Genomic DNA, 14,286 nt, shown 5'->3' with positions numbered 1-14,286 from the left:
TCAATGAAAATAATTGTTTGATTTTCGATCATTGCAATTGCATAAAAATCATTCTGCAATATATATCGAACTAATATATACAGATATAAAACATAATGCTTAGAATATTAATAATAAGTTAATAATTAATTTTAAATTTGTGCGCTACCACAAAAAAATGAAAAGAACACCTGATAGTATTAAATAGAAAATATTTACAACAGAAACTATAAAAGTGGTTATTTTTATACATAACAGAAACCGTAATATCGCCCCAGTTTCTGTTATGTCGAGCGAAGAGCGAAAAGAATAGGATTAATCAATCAAGAGAGTATGAATCATCTTTCATACATTTCACATAATAAAAAATGTATATTGATTAATCACTTCAGCGATGAACACGAGGGCTGCCCCGATGAGAATGGCATGGTTTTTAATGGAATAGTTTTTATTAATCAATGAGTTATTCCTTCCCTTCCATAGAGAGTAACTCCAGATTGCCATCGCAATAATATACAGGCACCATGAAAGCATTCTTAATCCAAAGGCACTTTTGATATTGAATTCAGCTTGGGGTGGAAAAATAACATTGGCATTGACTATTGTAACTTCCGATAACCACTCCATATAGGCGGGTTGTTCAATCAGTCGCATTGTGATGCTAATAAAAACAATCAACAGAGCTGCCATCACCAATTTGACAGGCAACTTTCCTTGGAGGCATTTTCCTAACGGATAAGCAATAAATGACAGCGCCAACGCAGGCCCTAACGTAAATACTGCGCTATAAAATAGAAAATAGGTGTTAATATTTGCCCATGTGATCATGGCACTGTTAACGTAAATAATCGCCATATAATAGAGATCAATTAAACCAATAACGCCAATCACCAGCATAATATAAACATGTGCGTGTTTTGTAATCATAAAAAAAAGTGTGTATAAGAGCAGCCCCCCAAAATAGATGGCAGCAAAGAGTGTTTCTATATTTACCCATCCTTGTACTATGTTCTGCAATGCGTGATAAACATTAAATGGGTGTCCTAGAATGTTTAAAGAAGCAGTCAGCCCTACTCCCGCCAGTGTGCTACTGACTAATAATGTTCTTAGTAATACTTCTTGCACAAAAATGGTCACTGGATGTTGCCATGTGTTTGACTCATGCTTCAACCAGTAAATATAAAGCCCGCTCATCAATACAAGCCCTACTGAGCTTTGGACTATCATTGTAAGTGCAATTAACAACCATTCACTCATGTCAACCCTATTTCATTTGTCTGTAACCAAATAACATCATCGACGTGTATTATATCCACATATTATTAATTCAATTTCAGTTTTATTGAGATATTATATTGAATGGCTAAAATTTCACGCAAGTGCGACGTTAATCCCCCCAAATTTCCTTTTCTTACCAGAATGATAAATACCGTGATAGTGGGAGTACTTACTCTTATCAGAGCAACCTAAATATGTTAAGTTTACGCATATCAATCACTTCTAATGAGTATTCCCTATGATCCCGGAAAAACGTATTATTCGTCGGATTCAATCTGGTGGTTGTGCAATCCACTGTCAGGATTGTAGCATTAGCCAGCTTTGCATTCCTTTCACCTTAAATGAACATGAACTTGACCAGCTTGATAATATCATTGAGCGTAAAAAACCCATCCAGAAAGGGCAAACGTTATTTAAGGCTGGTGATGCACTAAAATCACTCTATGCCATCCGTTCTGGGACCATCAAAAGCTATACTATTACCGAAGAAGGTGATGAACAAATTACAGGTTTCCACCTTGCCGGTGATTTAGTTGGATTTGATGCCATCATTAATACTGAACATCCCAGTTTTGCCCAGGCCCTGGAAACGTCAATGGTATGTGAAATCCCATTTGAAACGCTGGATGACCTTTCCGGAAAAATGCCTAATCTCCGTCAACAAATGATGCGTTTGATGAGTGGGGAAATCAAAGGCGACCAAGAGATGATTTTGCTGCTTTCCAAAAAGAACGCAGAAGAGAGATTGGCTGCCTTTGTTTACAATCTGTCACGCCGCTTTGCACAACGCGGTTTCTCTCCCCGCGAATTCCGCCTTACCATGACACGCGGTGACATTGGCAATTACTTAGGCTTGACGGTTGAGACAATCAGTCGCCTGCTTGGCCGTTTCCAAAAAAATGGTATTTTGGCTGTCAAAGGTAAATATATTGCGGTCGAAGATATGGGTAAATTGACTGAGTTGGCCGGCAAGCCTTCGGCTAATGTGTCCTAACATTAGCTAAATTTTAGGCCAGATCACGATATTTTGCTGATCTGGCGTACTCTTTCCCTGTTATATACCAATCTAACTTGAAGATGCAGGTTTTAAAATCTGAAAGTTGTCAGTCAGTCTAGTCGTGAGTTCTTTCGCTTTTTCTGGCAAAGTGACATGAAAAAAGTGACGAAGGGTTTCACGGAATGTCTTCGCATCCGGAAAATAAACATTGTTACGTACTTGCTCATTCATATACTTCCACAATCGCTCTATTGGATTGAGGTTTGGGCTGTAAGGCGGTAGGTAATGCAGTTCAATATTAAGGACATATGCCACCTCTTTCACCAATTCTGCCCGGTGGTAACCCGCCCCATCCAGAATAATATGAATTTTTTGCGAAAGTGGGTAAGTTTCTCTAATAGCGCCGAAAAAATACGCGATATTTTCGGCATTGATACTCGGGTATTCACGGATCACGGTGTCTTCAATTCGTTGTAAATTGAGGGCGCCCAGAAGATTGAGACGGGTACGACTGCCGGTGGTTTCGACCACTTTTACCTGATTTTTCCCCGCTTTCATCCAACCATAGCTGAGCTTTGTGGACTGCGAAGGATGCACCGCATCAATAAATAGGATAGGTTCATTCTGACCTGCCCGGTCTTTCAGAGACTGGAAGTCATCAATAAATTGTTGCTGCTTATCCGCATCGAATTTATGAGGAACGCCCTTTGGCTTTTTGTAGCTGAAACCTTGTCGGTGAAGCCATTTCGTCATGCCTCCCACGCTGAAAGACACCTGCCAACGAGCTCGTACATAATCCACAATTTGAGCGGTCGTATGCAGCAAATTTGCCGTCAAATAATCAACCAGATCGGCGGTTTGTTTGGCAGAGAGATGGCTTTCAGAACCGCCATTTTCGGGGGTGAGTTTTTCCTGCGCGATGAAATCTTTTAGGTGACGGCTTACCGTAGTTTCATGAATACGTAAGGCCTGAGCAATCATCTGAGCTGTCCAGCCCTCTGACGCCAAAAGCACGGCCTTGATGCGATCACAGACTCGACTATCACGAGTGGTATCATGCATCAATTCGAGGGCACGTTTTTGTTCTGGTGTCAGATGAATTTTCATGATTGCAAGCATGATCGGGTTTGGATAAGAAATCAAGCATCTTCAATGGCGATTGGTATATACGATATTCATCACCAATGTGTCTTCTTAGCCATTCAATGCCAAAATCATTTGTTACATGGCTTTTCTGGGCAATGATATCTCTACCACAACGATAGAAATCAGCCGCATCAAAAGTGGGTTCAAATTCTGTTACTGCTAGAGCAATTTTTTGTTGTTCTTTACTCTCCTTCTCCCAACCGAAATTATATTGTTCATCAGTCAATTGTGGTTTAGGCGCAGCACTCCATTTAGCTCCAGCCTTAAAATATTCTTTCAGCAAAGATTTATAGGCTGCTGTTTCGAAATAACGGGAACGCCATGCTAGTGGACACTCAATAATATTATCACCAATAATAAAAAGTATATCTCTTGGCATGGCACAATATAAACCTGTACTTGTCCATCCTGGAGCGCCAAATACTTTTGATTGATCTTGTTCATCAGGACGACGTACTTTGATACCTTCATTTTCAAGAATATAAACAAATTCTTCTAATTCTCTGGAGGCTGCTTCAATACGTTCTTTAGGAAAAGAGCGTCCTGCATTCCTTTGGAAATTAATGAGTTGATTATCTGGCAATACAGGTTCCAGCGCCATATGCCATGTGGGAAATCTGGCGCCATCGACAATTCCAACAATTACTTCTTCAAGTGGGTCCCATTCAGTAAATGCATTAAGTACTCAAGAGAAATTAATTGCAAATTGGTTACCATAACCGCCCAATAACGTATTTAATTCATTCTCCATTGTCTCCTGAGTCCAAGTGATAAAACGTCGCCAATGGTATTTGGCTTGTTTCCAGACGATTTCAATCAAATTCAGCTCTGGGCTGTAGGCGGGAAGGTAGAATAAAAACAGGTTGTGTTCTCGTAACCAGCTATTTCTGATTTTTTCTTCAATCCCGTGATGGATACGCGCATTACCCAACACTAAAAATGTCAGGCGGTTGTCCCCTTGTTGGGCGAGCTGCTCTAAAAAATCAATCACGTCATCTCGCGTGATACTGCCTGACGTTGTCTGGTAAAACAGCGTGTTATCCGTGTACTTTAACGCCCCCAGAACTGACCGCCTGTCATGCTCTTGAGGCTCAGTTTCATGGGGCTTACCCCGTGGACTCCATCCATATTGCACTGGTGGAGATGCGGCAAAACCCGCCTCATCAAAATAGACCAAACGGTAATGGCCTAACTGTGCTCCAGCCTTAATTTTATTCAGCAAGGCGGATTTGTTAGCAAACTACGTTTCGTTACGCTTTTTTTAAGCGATAGACGGGTGCGTTTATAGGTGAGCCCCTGCTTTTTCAGGGTATTTGCCAGCGTTTCAAGCGTACAAGGCAGGGGCCCATGCTTTGCCTCAACGCACTGGGCTATCCGTGCGAGAGTTAGGGACTCTGCACAGGCAGCTTCGACCGCAGTGGCAATCATTTCAGGCGTCATAGCGAGATACCGGCCTCCAGCATGACCGCCTAATAATCCCGCTATCCCTGAATTGTGCCACATGTGAACCCAATTATAGATAACCCGGAGACTGCATCCTATTTCAGCGGTGATCTGGGACGGCTTGCTCCCTCTGGCAAGCATGAGCAAACCCGTTCCTCGCGTACGGTATGCCCGGTGGGGATGATTCAAAGCGAGTTGTTGCAATGTTATTTGTTCAGGCTCAGAAAGTATTATCTTCGATTTCATAAGGACAGGCAGAAAATCAGGTTATCGTGTTATCGATTGTAACAGTAATGCAGATAGTTTATCTGATTAACTTAACAGGTGATTTAGATGATTCTGAATGAGATGATTTTTCCATGTTTTACTCCTTTTGTTATTTGTTTATTTGATGTCATTCATTATTCATTCCCACTTGATGATATTAATCATATTTTGAAAATTGGCAATCCTGTTAAAGTTTAATAAATTTGTTATTTTAAATGTATGAAATAATAACCAACATAAATCAATATGGCGATAACCATTTGAATTTACTTGATGTTATTAATTTTATTTGTCTTTTTTTTACGAAAAACCAGCGCCAAACCGATTATTATCGCGAACATTCCAAGGATACTCAAAATAGATAACGCATTACCTAAAAATAAATAATCCATGATTGCTGTTACTCCTGGAACAAGGTAAAATAAACTAGTGACATTAACCAAATTACCAGCCCTGATAAGTCGATAAAGTAATAATTGTGCTACGACAGAAATGACTAAACCAAGCCATAATGCTGGCACGATAAAACCAATGACCGGCTCAATATGAAAAGGTTTGAAAGGTATAAATAACAGGCAAAGCAATAAACTTACACCATATTGTAATGGTAGAACTTCAGAGGGGGTTTGATGGATTTGTTTCTGAAAGATAGCTCCGATACTCATACAGGCCAATGCAGCCAACGCGAAAAAAGTGCCTGAAAAGGAAAATTTTGTTAAAACCAATCCTTGAAATACAACCAGTACTAATCCAATAAAAGATAAAAACAACCCCACTAAACGGCGAGCAGTGAAATTTCTTTCCATTACCCAGAGTGTAATAATTGGCTGAATTCCCATCACCGTAGCCAAAATGCCGGGGGTTATGCCATTTTCCAATGCCAGAAAATAAAAAATCGAATATCCACCGATGATCAATAATCCTACTGCGGCGACTTTCTTCCTGCTTCCCGAAGCAGGAAGAAAACGTTTTTTGAATATGCAGAGTGCCAACAAAAATAGAAAAGCAATAGCAAAACGTATCGTCAAAATGGCAAAAGAAGAACTATGATCCAGCCCCCAACGGGAAAAGATTGCGCCGCTACTCCACAATAAAACGAAGAGAGAAGTTGAACCATAAGTACTCCAAAGTGTTTTTGCGGTCATATAAGTACACCTTCATAGTTATTTATGAAAGGGTAATAATTAACACTAAATGAAGTAATCTGTCGAATAATATTTGATCGCAAAAACGTCTGAGAAGTTAGTTAGAAATTTAAATTTCTGGCAGCATTCCTTAAGCGCTCATCCCCGCGTCGATCATACTTCTGGGTTGTCGTGATGCTTGAATGCCCCATTGCATCTTTGACGGTGACGATATCTTCTCCATTGTCCAACATAGCTGATGCAAATGTCCTGCGTAGATCATGCGGGGCAAACTTTTCCAGCCTGCTTTCTATCCTGCGTGTTTCAAGGATGTGATAAATGGCTTGATCTGACAAACGGTTATCGGTTACATCATCATGACGGCGAATACGGGTAAAAAGTGGACCCGGATGATCACCACGCACTTCATCTATCCAACGGTTTAAACGTTCCCATGTTCCTACCGGCATATAAGATAACCGTTCTTTATTACCTTTTCCCATCACTCTTAATGCTTGTTCACGATGAATAATGTGTTTTATATCGAGTGAAACAATTTCTGAACGACGAAGCCCACACCCGATAAGCACACCAATGATGGCCGCATCACGTAATCCTTTGGTGCTGATATCATTTTCGCAGGTAAAAAATAATGTTTTTATTTCATAACGTTCAAGCGCCCTGCCTTTTGGTAACCGGTTTCCCCTGACAGATCGCACCTGTTTTATATGTTGAAAACTATCGGTATCGAGTTGCTTCATGGTCCATGCTTCCAACGCAACGCCTTTTAAAGCAGCAAGATAAGTATTAATTGTTGCGGGAGCTTTACCCGAATCTGAAAGCATTTCCATAATTGCCTGAATATGGTGGCGACGGAGTGCATGCCAAGTACAGTCCTGCACATTTTGGTAGCCCAACATTTTTGCCACGATATCCAGAAATGATTTCATGGTTTGGCGACTGCGTTTTGATCCGAGACTAACAAGATAGGCAATGGCGGGATTGTTATAGTTTTGTCTTCCTGATGCTGACAGCGATATCAGCATATCCTGTTCTTGTTGGTAATCGGTCGGCACAATCAGTGATTTTTTATCACTGTCATTTTCATGTTCGAACGGAGCAGACATTTCCATTTCCCTATTCCAGTTGGTTTATTTTTTATGCGATTTTGGTGCACCTTAATGGTTACGCTCCGTAAAAATTACGGCTAATCACTCACACCATCTTATTTAATAAATCTTACTTTTTCAAATGTATATTTTAATAAGTAGAGTGTTTTTTGAAATGAGAGATATGCGTAATATATTGAATAATAATGATAAATTGAAATTGACGGAATTTTCTGGATGGATTGTTTTGATTGTAAGTTAGTATGAGTAATCACCAGAATCGTGTTACTGGATTAGAAAAAAAATCACACAAGGTGATTTTTTTAAATTTGTCAGTGTCAAAAGTGACATTAAGTTTTAGCGAACTTACTGAGATAATTTGTACTGGGATTGCTTAGACCAACCTTCTGCATACCACTGTGCTTTTCCATAGGTATAATCAGGAAATTCAGTTTCCAATGTTGTTTCTTTTTTCAGGATACGACGCACCAGATCCGCCAATTGGCGAAGTTCTTCGACATTGCGAATTTCTAGCGGTGCCACGATAGCGACATGACGATAGCGCTCCAGCATTTCGACTTTCATAGAGGGCGTGATAATAAAATCAGCTTCTTTGCGTAAACGGATTTTTTCTGCTTCCACTGCATCCCCCCATTTTCGCCAGTCTTCATTGGGAAGCAGGACATGAGAATGTACTTTTTTCCGGCTCCGCCCCACTTTTTTGTAGTTTTTTTCGGTCTGAAAGAAATTATCGCCTTCGGTGTGAGGATACAGATGGTTGGCTGCTTTCATGGCGGCGTCCTCAATTTTGTCCCAATATACACAGCGAGGATGCTGCCATGTCACTACAACGCGCACTTTGCCCAGAATAAAAGCAACATCATCCCACCAAGATAATTCGTCCGGATCACGTTCACTGTAATCATGATAAACCAAAATGCCTTGTTCAAATTGGTTGTGATGTTGATTACGATGATACTGTTTAGCCAGACGGCGATTTCGTTCAAATTTTCTGTTTTTCATAATCCTAGCCCCTAAATCTTAATAACAGCGATCATCTCTTCAACTTCTTCATCTATGCCAGCTTCAACAAAACCAAAACTGGCATAAAGATTTTTCGCAATGAGATTATTCGGATCATAGCTGATTGCTATTGATTCCAGTTGATCTGTACATCTGATTTCATCAAGCGCCAGCGATAGTGCTTTACGCCCAATTCCCATGTTTTGATGGTTTTTATCCACCATAAACCGCCAAATCATTATTCTTTGGTATCATCCGGTACCCACATGAAAAAACCGACAGGCTGCCCATCCAGACAAACTGCGCGTGTTTGGTATGAAGGAAAAAATTTAGATTGAGCAATAGAAAACGCATTCTCCGCAATATAGTCGAGTTGGTCATCAGTGACTGACAAGTCGCAGACAGCTTCAAAGTTGTTCTTGTTTACCTCAGTTAAGGTAATCAACATATACCGCTCCAATATGGGAAAACCTCGCCTTAGTATAGTTCCTAGGGCTGTATTAGGTTTTCTTCAAATTCAGCCCCTAACTTCCTCATTTCATCCAAAATAAGAGACAATTCGCTTTGATCTAACGTCAATTGGGCTGCTACGAAAAAAAGGATATGTTGATTTAATTCTCGCGGTTTTTCACCTCCAGTGTACTTGCGCCATTGGTTACTGCTAGATACCCCCGCAAGTTCTGCCATTTGTTGCCCCGTAAAATGCAATCGGCCTTTAAGATCAGTCAGATCATTTGTTGAAGGAGGGATGTAATTCTCAATTAGTCGCATAAGTATTCCATTAAAAAATGGGGCACATAGCCCCATTCATTAACCTACAAAAATATATTTTATGGCCGCGATGACGACTGCAACCCCAACCGTAAGGATTATTTTTTTCAGCCAATCTATATCACTTTTGATTGATGTTAAATCAGCTTTTAAATTGCTTTCTGTTTGTTTTAAATCCTCTTTTGTCGCCGTACTGACGTTTTGTAAGTCCGCTATAATCTCGACAATTTTTTCTGCTTGTGATTCATCCATGCCTGATTCTTTTAGAGATTTAATGGCGTTATGTATATTCATAGTTATGGACGGCATTTTTCACCCTCTTAGGGTTGATGGCTGCTGATCATCAGCTACCTGTGTAATTAACACTAACACCAAAGGGGCTAATTAGCTAGATTTTTATGCAACTCCCCGCTTCCGCATACGTTTTACCGAGGCAGCGCAATAAACCCCTCCTCCAACCCATAAACCTCTATTCCTTCCGGCATGGACTCTCCGATAGTGACCTGACGAGGCACAGACTGACGTTTTAAATCCGGACGCCAATTGACAATTAATTGCCCATTGCTATCGCGAGTCAATGCGGCTTCGGGTACAACAATGCCCTGTTCATTGCGATAAATAACAATATTGACTTTAGCACTCATTCCCGGCCTGATGGGATAACCTTGGTTCATGGATGAAGTGACTTTAATCACCACATCGTAATAAATCGCCGATCCGGGTTTATCCGTACTCACACTTTGCATTGCAATGGTTTCAATTTCTCCATCCAAAAGATGATCAGAAAATCCCTCCCCGCTAATTTTTACTGCCTGCCCTTCTTTGAGTTTGGCGAGATCGGTTTCTTCAACTTGGGCCAGTACCTGATATTGTGTGGTGTCCATCATTTCTAATAAAGGCATCCCTTCAGTAACCCGAACGCCGGTCTGAATCGTTAAGAGCTTCTTACTTTCCCCCTGTGCTGCCGCCCTAAGCACAACACCTGAAAATGGTGCTTTGATCTCTTTATGTAAATATTGTTCTTGCAGCGCCTGATAACGGCTTGTCGCATTTTGAAGTTCCATTTCGGCAACACGAACATTATTGATGCTGCCCTTTTGTCGAATAGAGGCAAGATCATCCTGTACGGAAGCCAGTTCTGTTAATTGTCGGCGAAGTTGTTGCTGGAGGTTTTCGACTTCCATTTTTGGCACGATGCCGCGGGAAAAAAGTGCCTGCGTTTTCGAAAGATTATTTTTTAATTCGATAACCATATGATTCGCATTTTCAACATTTCTTCTGGCACGGATCACGTCCTGGCTGTTCTCCCAGTCATGTAATTGGTCAACGGCGGATGAAGCCTTGATCATCTCAACTTGCGCTTGCCGAAGCTCAATATCAATCTTTCGGGTATCCAGCGTCACTAAGGTTTGGCCAGCTTCAACTCGTTGCCCTTCTTTGACCAAAACGTGTTGGATAATGGCATCAAATGGCGCGGGTATGGTTTCAAGGCGCGCAGATTGTAGATGACCAACTAAGCCAAGACGTTTTTCTATCACGCGTTGTTTTACTGCAATCCATTGTACCGATTCCTGATCCGGAGAGGGTTTTAAGAACAAAAAGGCAAAAAAACAAACTATCACGATAAATATGCCCGCTATGGCCCAGCGATAACGTTTAATCATTGAGGGTTATCTCCCAGCTTTCTAAGGTCGTGCCAAGAATGTGATCCAGTTCAGCCTGAGCATTGAGATAGTGAATCAGGGTATTCAGGCGGGCATTTTCAGCATTTCTCAGGTCAGTTTCAAAACTCAGAACCTGAAAGTTGCTGGATCGCCCGGCCTGCAATTTTTCCTGTTCAATGTCGAGTTTCTGTTGCGAAAGTGAACGGGCTTTTATCGCTAATTGATATTCCTGCCAGCGTGATTCGGTATCACGGATGGCATTGATGACTTTTTGTTCCAGATTTGTTTTTGCTTCCTCCACGTGCAACGCCTGCTTCTGGACGTTGACTTTGGCCTGAACTTCCGCCTGTTTCTGTGTCATATCACCAATCGGAATATCCAATTGTATCCCCACGTAATTTTCCCAGTTTCGAGGTTCAGAAGAAGATGAACGATACTGGGATCGCCCTCCAACCAGTGATAAATCCCAGAGCCGCTTATTTCGCGCCTGCATTAATTGAATCTCTGTCGTTTTTGCGGAAAGTAATTGGATAAGATAATCCGGTTGTTGAGCCTGTGCCTTTTTAATGGATTGCTCAATATTCAGATTAATGTGGGTGCCTTTCAGCGTCTCTGTCGCATAAATAGGGGTTTTATGGTTTAGCGCGAGTAATTTCAGTAACGCCAGTTTCGTGGTATGTACATTATTTTCAGCCTCTTTTGCTGAAAGCTCCTGCATGGCGAGATCGGCCTGCGTTTGTATGATATCTGTCTGCGCCATTCTGCCGGCTTCAATCAACTCTTTGTTAATTGATACTAATTTCTGCATACGTTTAAGGGAAGCAACCGATAATGATTGTTGCTCCTGAGCACGAAGTAACGCATGGTATGCCAGAATAATTTGTGTGATTGAATCGGCAACCGTCGCTTTTAAAGTCAGCCGGTGGGTTTGTTCCTGGAGTTTGGCCAGCAAAATCGGGGCATTATTCACATCGGTGCCGGCTCCCCGTAAAAGCGGTTGGATCACAGTCATACTTGCGCCATCATTGTGAACGTTGTTTCTCCCCGATTTCGTATTTTCACGTGTCCATGAAAGTGTAAAGCGAGTGCCCAAAGGGGTGAGTAGCGTGGCATTAGGCGAAAGGTTCATTTTCCTAAAATCGGCATCCTGATTTTTACCCGCTATGTAACGCCCGCTAAGCTGTAGCTTTGGTGTAAACCAGTCTTCTGCCACCCGTAAGTCAAATTTCTGGGCGACACGATCCAGATAAACACTGCGTATCGCGTAGTTATTTCTCAAACCCAGCCCTATTGCATCGCTTAACGACAGACCGATAACCTCTTTTGTGGGTTCTGATAAAGTTAACGGTTCCTGTTCAGCGGCAAAAAGCCCGGTTTGAGGAAAAAGAAGAAATAAACTTAACGAGCCATAAAGGAAATATTTTTTAGTCATCGCGTAATGCCTGTACGGGTTCCATTTGAGAGGCTTTGTGTGCGGGATAAAAACCGGAGATAAGCCCCGCCATGATTGAACTCCCTATTCCTAATGGAAGAGATAACGGAGCCAAAGAAAATGACCAGCCAGAATAAAGGACAAAAAGACCGGAGACGATGACACCGGCCAGTGCACCCAGTATGGCACCGGCGAAAGTCAATGCTGCCGCTTCATACAAAAAAAGCCGCCGGATATCCTGCGTTCGTGCCCCTAACGCCATCCGCAACCCAATTTCTTTGCGTCGGGTCGATACGTTTATCAGCATCACATTGGAAATGGCAATGCCGCCGGTAAGCAGCGAAATGACCGCCAACCCGATCAACATAAAAGAAAACGTTTTACTTTGTTCTTCCTGACCTTGCAGAAGTTGCTGGGCGACCCGCACATCGATATCAACCACTGGAAACTTGCGCTTGAGCAACGCCAATAAATCTTTTGCATCGGTTTCTGTGGTAGCGGTGGTTATGGTGCGGGCAATAATGCCATTCAGATCCGTATTGGGTGATATTTTGCGCATGGCATTAATAGGAACAATCACCACTGAGTCCAGCGAAAAAGGAAAGATAGGGTTTTGCCCTTTTATTTCGAAGATACCAATCACGGTATATAGATAATTGCCAAGCTGAATTTGTTTGCCAAGCACACGGGATGGCTCCCCTTCACCAAGGGTCACGGCCACTTCGTTGCCAATCACCAGATAAGGAGCGTGCTGATCATAATCGGAGATAAACCGGCCATAACGCAACCGCAACTGCATGACTTCTTCCAGCTCCGCAGAGGAACCTATTAGGGTAAATGTATCTGTTTTTCCGTTATAACGTCCGGGAGAAGGAAAATAGATCCACGGTGCTGCTGAAGATAATCCCGGAATTGCCGTTGTCAGGTCGGCCATGTTAAGTGATGTACTATCAATTCCATGATCGTAGGTGTTCAGGTTGACGGTAATGACATTGATATCCAGCCCGCTGAACATTTTCAGTGCCGCAAGGCTGGCGTTATGTCCGGTATTCACAAAGGCCACAATCGATGCACACCCAATGGCAATCCCTGATAAAGCAAGCAAAGTGCTTCTTCCTGTTGCCAATAAATTCCGCCAGGCTTCTCGCCAAATCATAAATGCCGACATACCGTAATTGCGGGGCTGATGATCACGCATGAATGGTTACGCCTCTGGTTTCCTGCAATTGACCATCAACCATGCGTAATTCACGCTGCATATGGTTTGCAACCTTCGGGTCATGGGTGATGACGACCAATGTCATCGCTTTGTCGGTGTGAAGGGAAGAAAGCAGCAATAAAATTTCTTCTGCCGTTTGTTGATCTAAATTACCGGTGGGTTCATCGGCCAACAGTAACGAAGGTTCTCCCGCCAATGCTCTGGCGAGCGCCACTCGCTGCCGCTGCCCGCCGGATAAGTCAGCCGGATAATGAGCCGCACGCTGTGAAAGCCCCACCAAATGCAGTTTTTCTTCGGCAATTTTATGCGCTTGTGAAGAAGTCAACCCGCGGTAAAGCAGCGGCAGAGCGACGTTCTCTGTCGCTGTCATTCCGGCCAACAGATGAAAACTTTGAAAAACAAAACCGATTTCTTTATTACGCATTCTGGCACGCAGGTCGGTATTGGCTGTGGACATATTGATACCACAAAGAAAGTATTCTCCGGAGGTGGGTTTATCCAGCAGACCGAGAATATTCAGTAAAGTGCTTTTGCCTGATCCCGATGTTCCGACAATGGCGCAACTCTGGCCGGCATAAATTTGTGCTGTAATATTTTTTAGCACCGGTGTTGGGTTCTCTTCGCCATGTTGATAAACACGGGTTAAGCGCTGCATATTGATAACCGGTGATATCGGCGTTGTCGGCTGCATAGCATTTATAAGATCCATTGTTTTTATAATTTCTCCGTTTCAATTATCTTTCTTATTAAATTAACTGACTTCCATTTACATTGAGAAATTAATAATTCACTGAGAAATTATCAATAATATTTCTTATGTCGGTGATTAATAGC

The 14,286-nt window shown here is 42.1% G+C and carries 17 protein-coding genes; 1 reads left to right on the top strand and 16 read right to left on the bottom strand.

Translation table 11 applies throughout. The features are described 5' to 3' along the window. Positions 1-333: 333 nt before the first annotated feature. Entirely contained in the window at positions 334-1,236 is a 903-nt protein-coding gene (locus XDD1_RS09830) for a dimethyl sulfoxide reductase anchor subunit family protein (RefSeq protein ID WP_045970770.1), read from the bottom strand. 259 nt (positions 1,237-1,495) lie between these two features. On the opposite strand from XDD1_RS09830, the gene XDD1_RS09825 reads away from it, so the two are divergent. Beyond that, positions 1,496-2,251, top strand: coding sequence for an FNR family transcription factor (locus XDD1_RS09825; protein ID WP_045970769.1), 756 nt, complete (start codon positions 1,496-1,498; stop codon positions 2,249-2,251). A 72-nt stretch (positions 2,252-2,323) separates the two neighbouring features. Here XDD1_RS09825 and XDD1_RS09820 read toward each other — a convergent pair whose 3' ends face one another. The 15 genes from XDD1_RS09820 to XDD1_RS09755 all read right to left on the bottom strand — a co-directional run bounded on the left by XDD1_RS09820 (position 2,324) and on the right by XDD1_RS09755 (position 14,161). Then, complete coding sequence (locus tag XDD1_RS09820) at positions 2,324-3,361, bottom strand: IS630 family transposase (protein WP_045970767.1); 1,038 nt, start codon at positions 3,359-3,361, stop codon at positions 2,324-2,326. Next, positions 3,309-4,001 carry a hypothetical protein gene (locus XDD1_RS09815; protein ID WP_231854382.1) on the bottom strand — a complete coding sequence of 231 codons (693 nt, stop codon included), beginning with the start codon at positions 3,999-4,001 and terminating at the stop codon, positions 3,309-3,311. Before XDD1_RS09815 ends, XDD1_RS09820 begins: the two co-directional genes overlap by 53 nt. A gap of 84 nt (positions 4,002-4,085) precedes the next feature. Further along, the gene (locus XDD1_RS09810; protein WP_084721000.1) at positions 4,086-4,622 is read right to left on the bottom strand and encodes an IS630 family transposase; all 537 of its coding nucleotides are present in this window, start codon (positions 4,620-4,622) and stop codon (positions 4,086-4,088) included. After that, positions 4,616-5,089, bottom strand: a complete 474-nt coding sequence (locus tag XDD1_RS09805; protein ID WP_045970765.1) for a helix-turn-helix domain-containing protein — start codon at positions 5,087-5,089, stop codon at positions 4,616-4,618. The genes XDD1_RS09810 and XDD1_RS09805 overlap by 7 nt, the downstream gene beginning before the upstream one ends. A gap of 287 nt (positions 5,090-5,376) precedes the next feature. Next, the gene (locus tag XDD1_RS09800) at positions 5,377-6,255 is read right to left on the bottom strand and encodes a DMT family transporter (RefSeq protein ID WP_045970763.1); all 879 of its coding nucleotides are present in this window, start codon (positions 6,253-6,255) and stop codon (positions 5,377-5,379) included. A 101-nt stretch (positions 6,256-6,356) separates the two neighbouring features. After that, positions 6,357-7,280 (bottom strand): tyrosine-type recombinase/integrase, encoded by a 924-nt coding sequence (locus XDD1_RS09795; RefSeq protein WP_231854507.1) that lies wholly within the window; start codon positions 7,278-7,280, stop codon positions 6,357-6,359. A 429-nt stretch (positions 7,281-7,709) separates the two neighbouring features. Then, positions 7,710-8,366 (bottom strand): hypothetical protein, encoded by a 657-nt coding sequence (locus tag XDD1_RS09790; protein WP_045970759.1) that lies wholly within the window; start codon positions 8,364-8,366, stop codon positions 7,710-7,712. A gap of 11 nt (positions 8,367-8,377) precedes the next feature. Next, a complete protein-coding gene (locus XDD1_RS19950) occupies positions 8,378-8,590 on the bottom strand; it encodes a GNAT family N-acetyltransferase (protein ID WP_231854381.1) in 213 nt (70 codons plus the stop codon). 14 nt (positions 8,591-8,604) lie between these two features. Further along, entirely contained in the window at positions 8,605-8,814 is a 210-nt protein-coding gene (locus XDD1_RS19945) for a hypothetical protein (RefSeq protein ID WP_231854380.1), read from the bottom strand. A gap of 41 nt (positions 8,815-8,855) precedes the next feature. Beyond that, positions 8,856-9,137 carry a hypothetical protein gene (locus XDD1_RS09780; RefSeq protein WP_045970757.1) on the bottom strand — a complete coding sequence of 94 codons (282 nt, stop codon included), beginning with the start codon at positions 9,135-9,137 and terminating at the stop codon, positions 8,856-8,858. 39 nt (positions 9,138-9,176) lie between these two features. Next, positions 9,177-9,431 (bottom strand): CCDC90 family protein, encoded by a 255-nt coding sequence (locus XDD1_RS09775; protein WP_231854379.1) that lies wholly within the window; start codon positions 9,429-9,431, stop codon positions 9,177-9,179. 131 nt (positions 9,432-9,562) lie between these two features. After that, on the bottom strand, positions 9,563-10,801 hold the full coding sequence (locus tag XDD1_RS09770; protein ID WP_045970753.1) for an HlyD family secretion protein: 1,239 nt from the start codon (positions 10,799-10,801) through the stop codon (positions 9,563-9,565). Next, on the bottom strand, positions 10,794-12,233 hold the full coding sequence (locus XDD1_RS09765; RefSeq protein WP_045970751.1) for a TolC family protein: 1,440 nt from the start codon (positions 12,231-12,233) through the stop codon (positions 10,794-10,796). The genes XDD1_RS09770 and XDD1_RS09765 overlap by 8 nt, the downstream gene beginning before the upstream one ends. Next, positions 12,226-13,431 carry an ABC transporter permease gene (locus XDD1_RS09760; RefSeq protein ID WP_045970750.1) on the bottom strand — a complete coding sequence of 402 codons (1,206 nt, stop codon included), beginning with the start codon at positions 13,429-13,431 and terminating at the stop codon, positions 12,226-12,228. The genes XDD1_RS09765 and XDD1_RS09760 overlap by 8 nt, the downstream gene beginning before the upstream one ends. After that, positions 13,424-14,161: an ABC transporter ATP-binding protein gene (locus XDD1_RS09755; RefSeq protein WP_045970748.1), complete on the bottom strand. Its 738-nt coding sequence runs from the start codon at positions 14,159-14,161 to the stop codon at positions 13,424-13,426. The genes XDD1_RS09760 and XDD1_RS09755 overlap by 8 nt, the downstream gene beginning before the upstream one ends. Positions 14,162-14,286: the final 125 nt, after the last annotated feature.

Origin of the sequence: Xenorhabdus doucetiae, assembly GCF_000968195.1 — a bacterium.
In the GTDB taxonomy this organism is placed as follows: domain Bacteria; phylum Pseudomonadota; class Gammaproteobacteria; order Enterobacterales; family Enterobacteriaceae; genus Xenorhabdus; species Xenorhabdus doucetiae.
The sequence above is the reverse complement of the archived record's forward strand: the minus strand, read 5'-3'. Positions and strand labels throughout refer to the sequence as shown.

What these genes read in the sequence shown, in the direction of transcription:
- XDD1_RS09830 (WP_045970770.1), bottom strand. Translation starts at nt 1,236, where the DNA reads ATGAGTGAATGGTTGTTAATTGCACTTACAATGATAGTCCAAAGCTCA.
- XDD1_RS09825 (WP_045970769.1), top strand. Translation starts at nt 1,496, where the DNA reads ATGATCCCGGAAAAACGTATTATTCGTCGGATTCAATCTGGTGGTTGT.
- XDD1_RS09820 (WP_045970767.1), bottom strand. Translation starts at nt 3,361, where the DNA reads ATGAAAATTCATCTGACACCAGAACAAAAACGTGCCCTCGAATTGATG.
- XDD1_RS09815 (WP_231854382.1), bottom strand. Translation starts at nt 4,001, where the DNA reads ATGGCGCTGGAACCTGTATTGCCAGATAATCAACTCATTAATTTCCAA.
- XDD1_RS09805 (WP_045970765.1), bottom strand. Translation starts at nt 5,089, where the DNA reads ATGAAATCGAAGATAATACTTTCTGAGCCTGAACAAATAACATTGCAA.
- XDD1_RS09800 (WP_045970763.1), bottom strand. Translation starts at nt 6,255, where the DNA reads ATGACCGCAAAAACACTTTGGAGTACTTATGGTTCAACTTCTCTCTTC.
- XDD1_RS09795 (WP_231854507.1), bottom strand. Translation starts at nt 7,280, where the DNA reads ATGCTGATATCGCTGTCAGCATCAGGAAGACAAAACTATAACAATCCC.
- XDD1_RS09790 (WP_045970759.1), bottom strand. Translation starts at nt 8,366, where the DNA reads ATGAAAAACAGAAAATTTGAACGAAATCGCCGTCTGGCTAAACAGTAT.
- XDD1_RS19950 (WP_231854381.1), bottom strand. Translation starts at nt 8,590, where the DNA reads ATGGTGGATAAAAACCATCAAAACATGGGAATTGGGCGTAAAGCACTA.
- XDD1_RS19945 (WP_231854380.1), bottom strand. Translation starts at nt 8,814, where the DNA reads ATGTTGATTACCTTAACTGAGGTAAACAAGAACAACTTTGAAGCTGTC.
- XDD1_RS09780 (WP_045970757.1), bottom strand. Translation starts at nt 9,137, where the DNA reads ATGCGACTAATTGAGAATTACATCCCTCCTTCAACAAATGATCTGACT.
- XDD1_RS09775 (WP_231854379.1), bottom strand. Translation starts at nt 9,431, where the DNA reads ATGAATATACATAACGCCATTAAATCTCTAAAAGAATCAGGCATGGAT.
- XDD1_RS09770 (WP_045970753.1), bottom strand. Translation starts at nt 10,801, where the DNA reads ATGATTAAACGTTATCGCTGGGCCATAGCGGGCATATTTATCGTGATA.
- XDD1_RS09765 (WP_045970751.1), bottom strand. Translation starts at nt 12,233, where the DNA reads ATGACTAAAAAATATTTCCTTTATGGCTCGTTAAGTTTATTTCTTCTT.
- XDD1_RS09760 (WP_045970750.1), bottom strand. Translation starts at nt 13,431, where the DNA reads ATGCGTGATCATCAGCCCCGCAATTACGGTATGTCGGCATTTATGATT.
- XDD1_RS09755 (WP_045970748.1), bottom strand. Translation starts at nt 14,161, where the DNA reads ATGGATCTTATAAATGCTATGCAGCCGACAACGCCGATATCACCGGTT.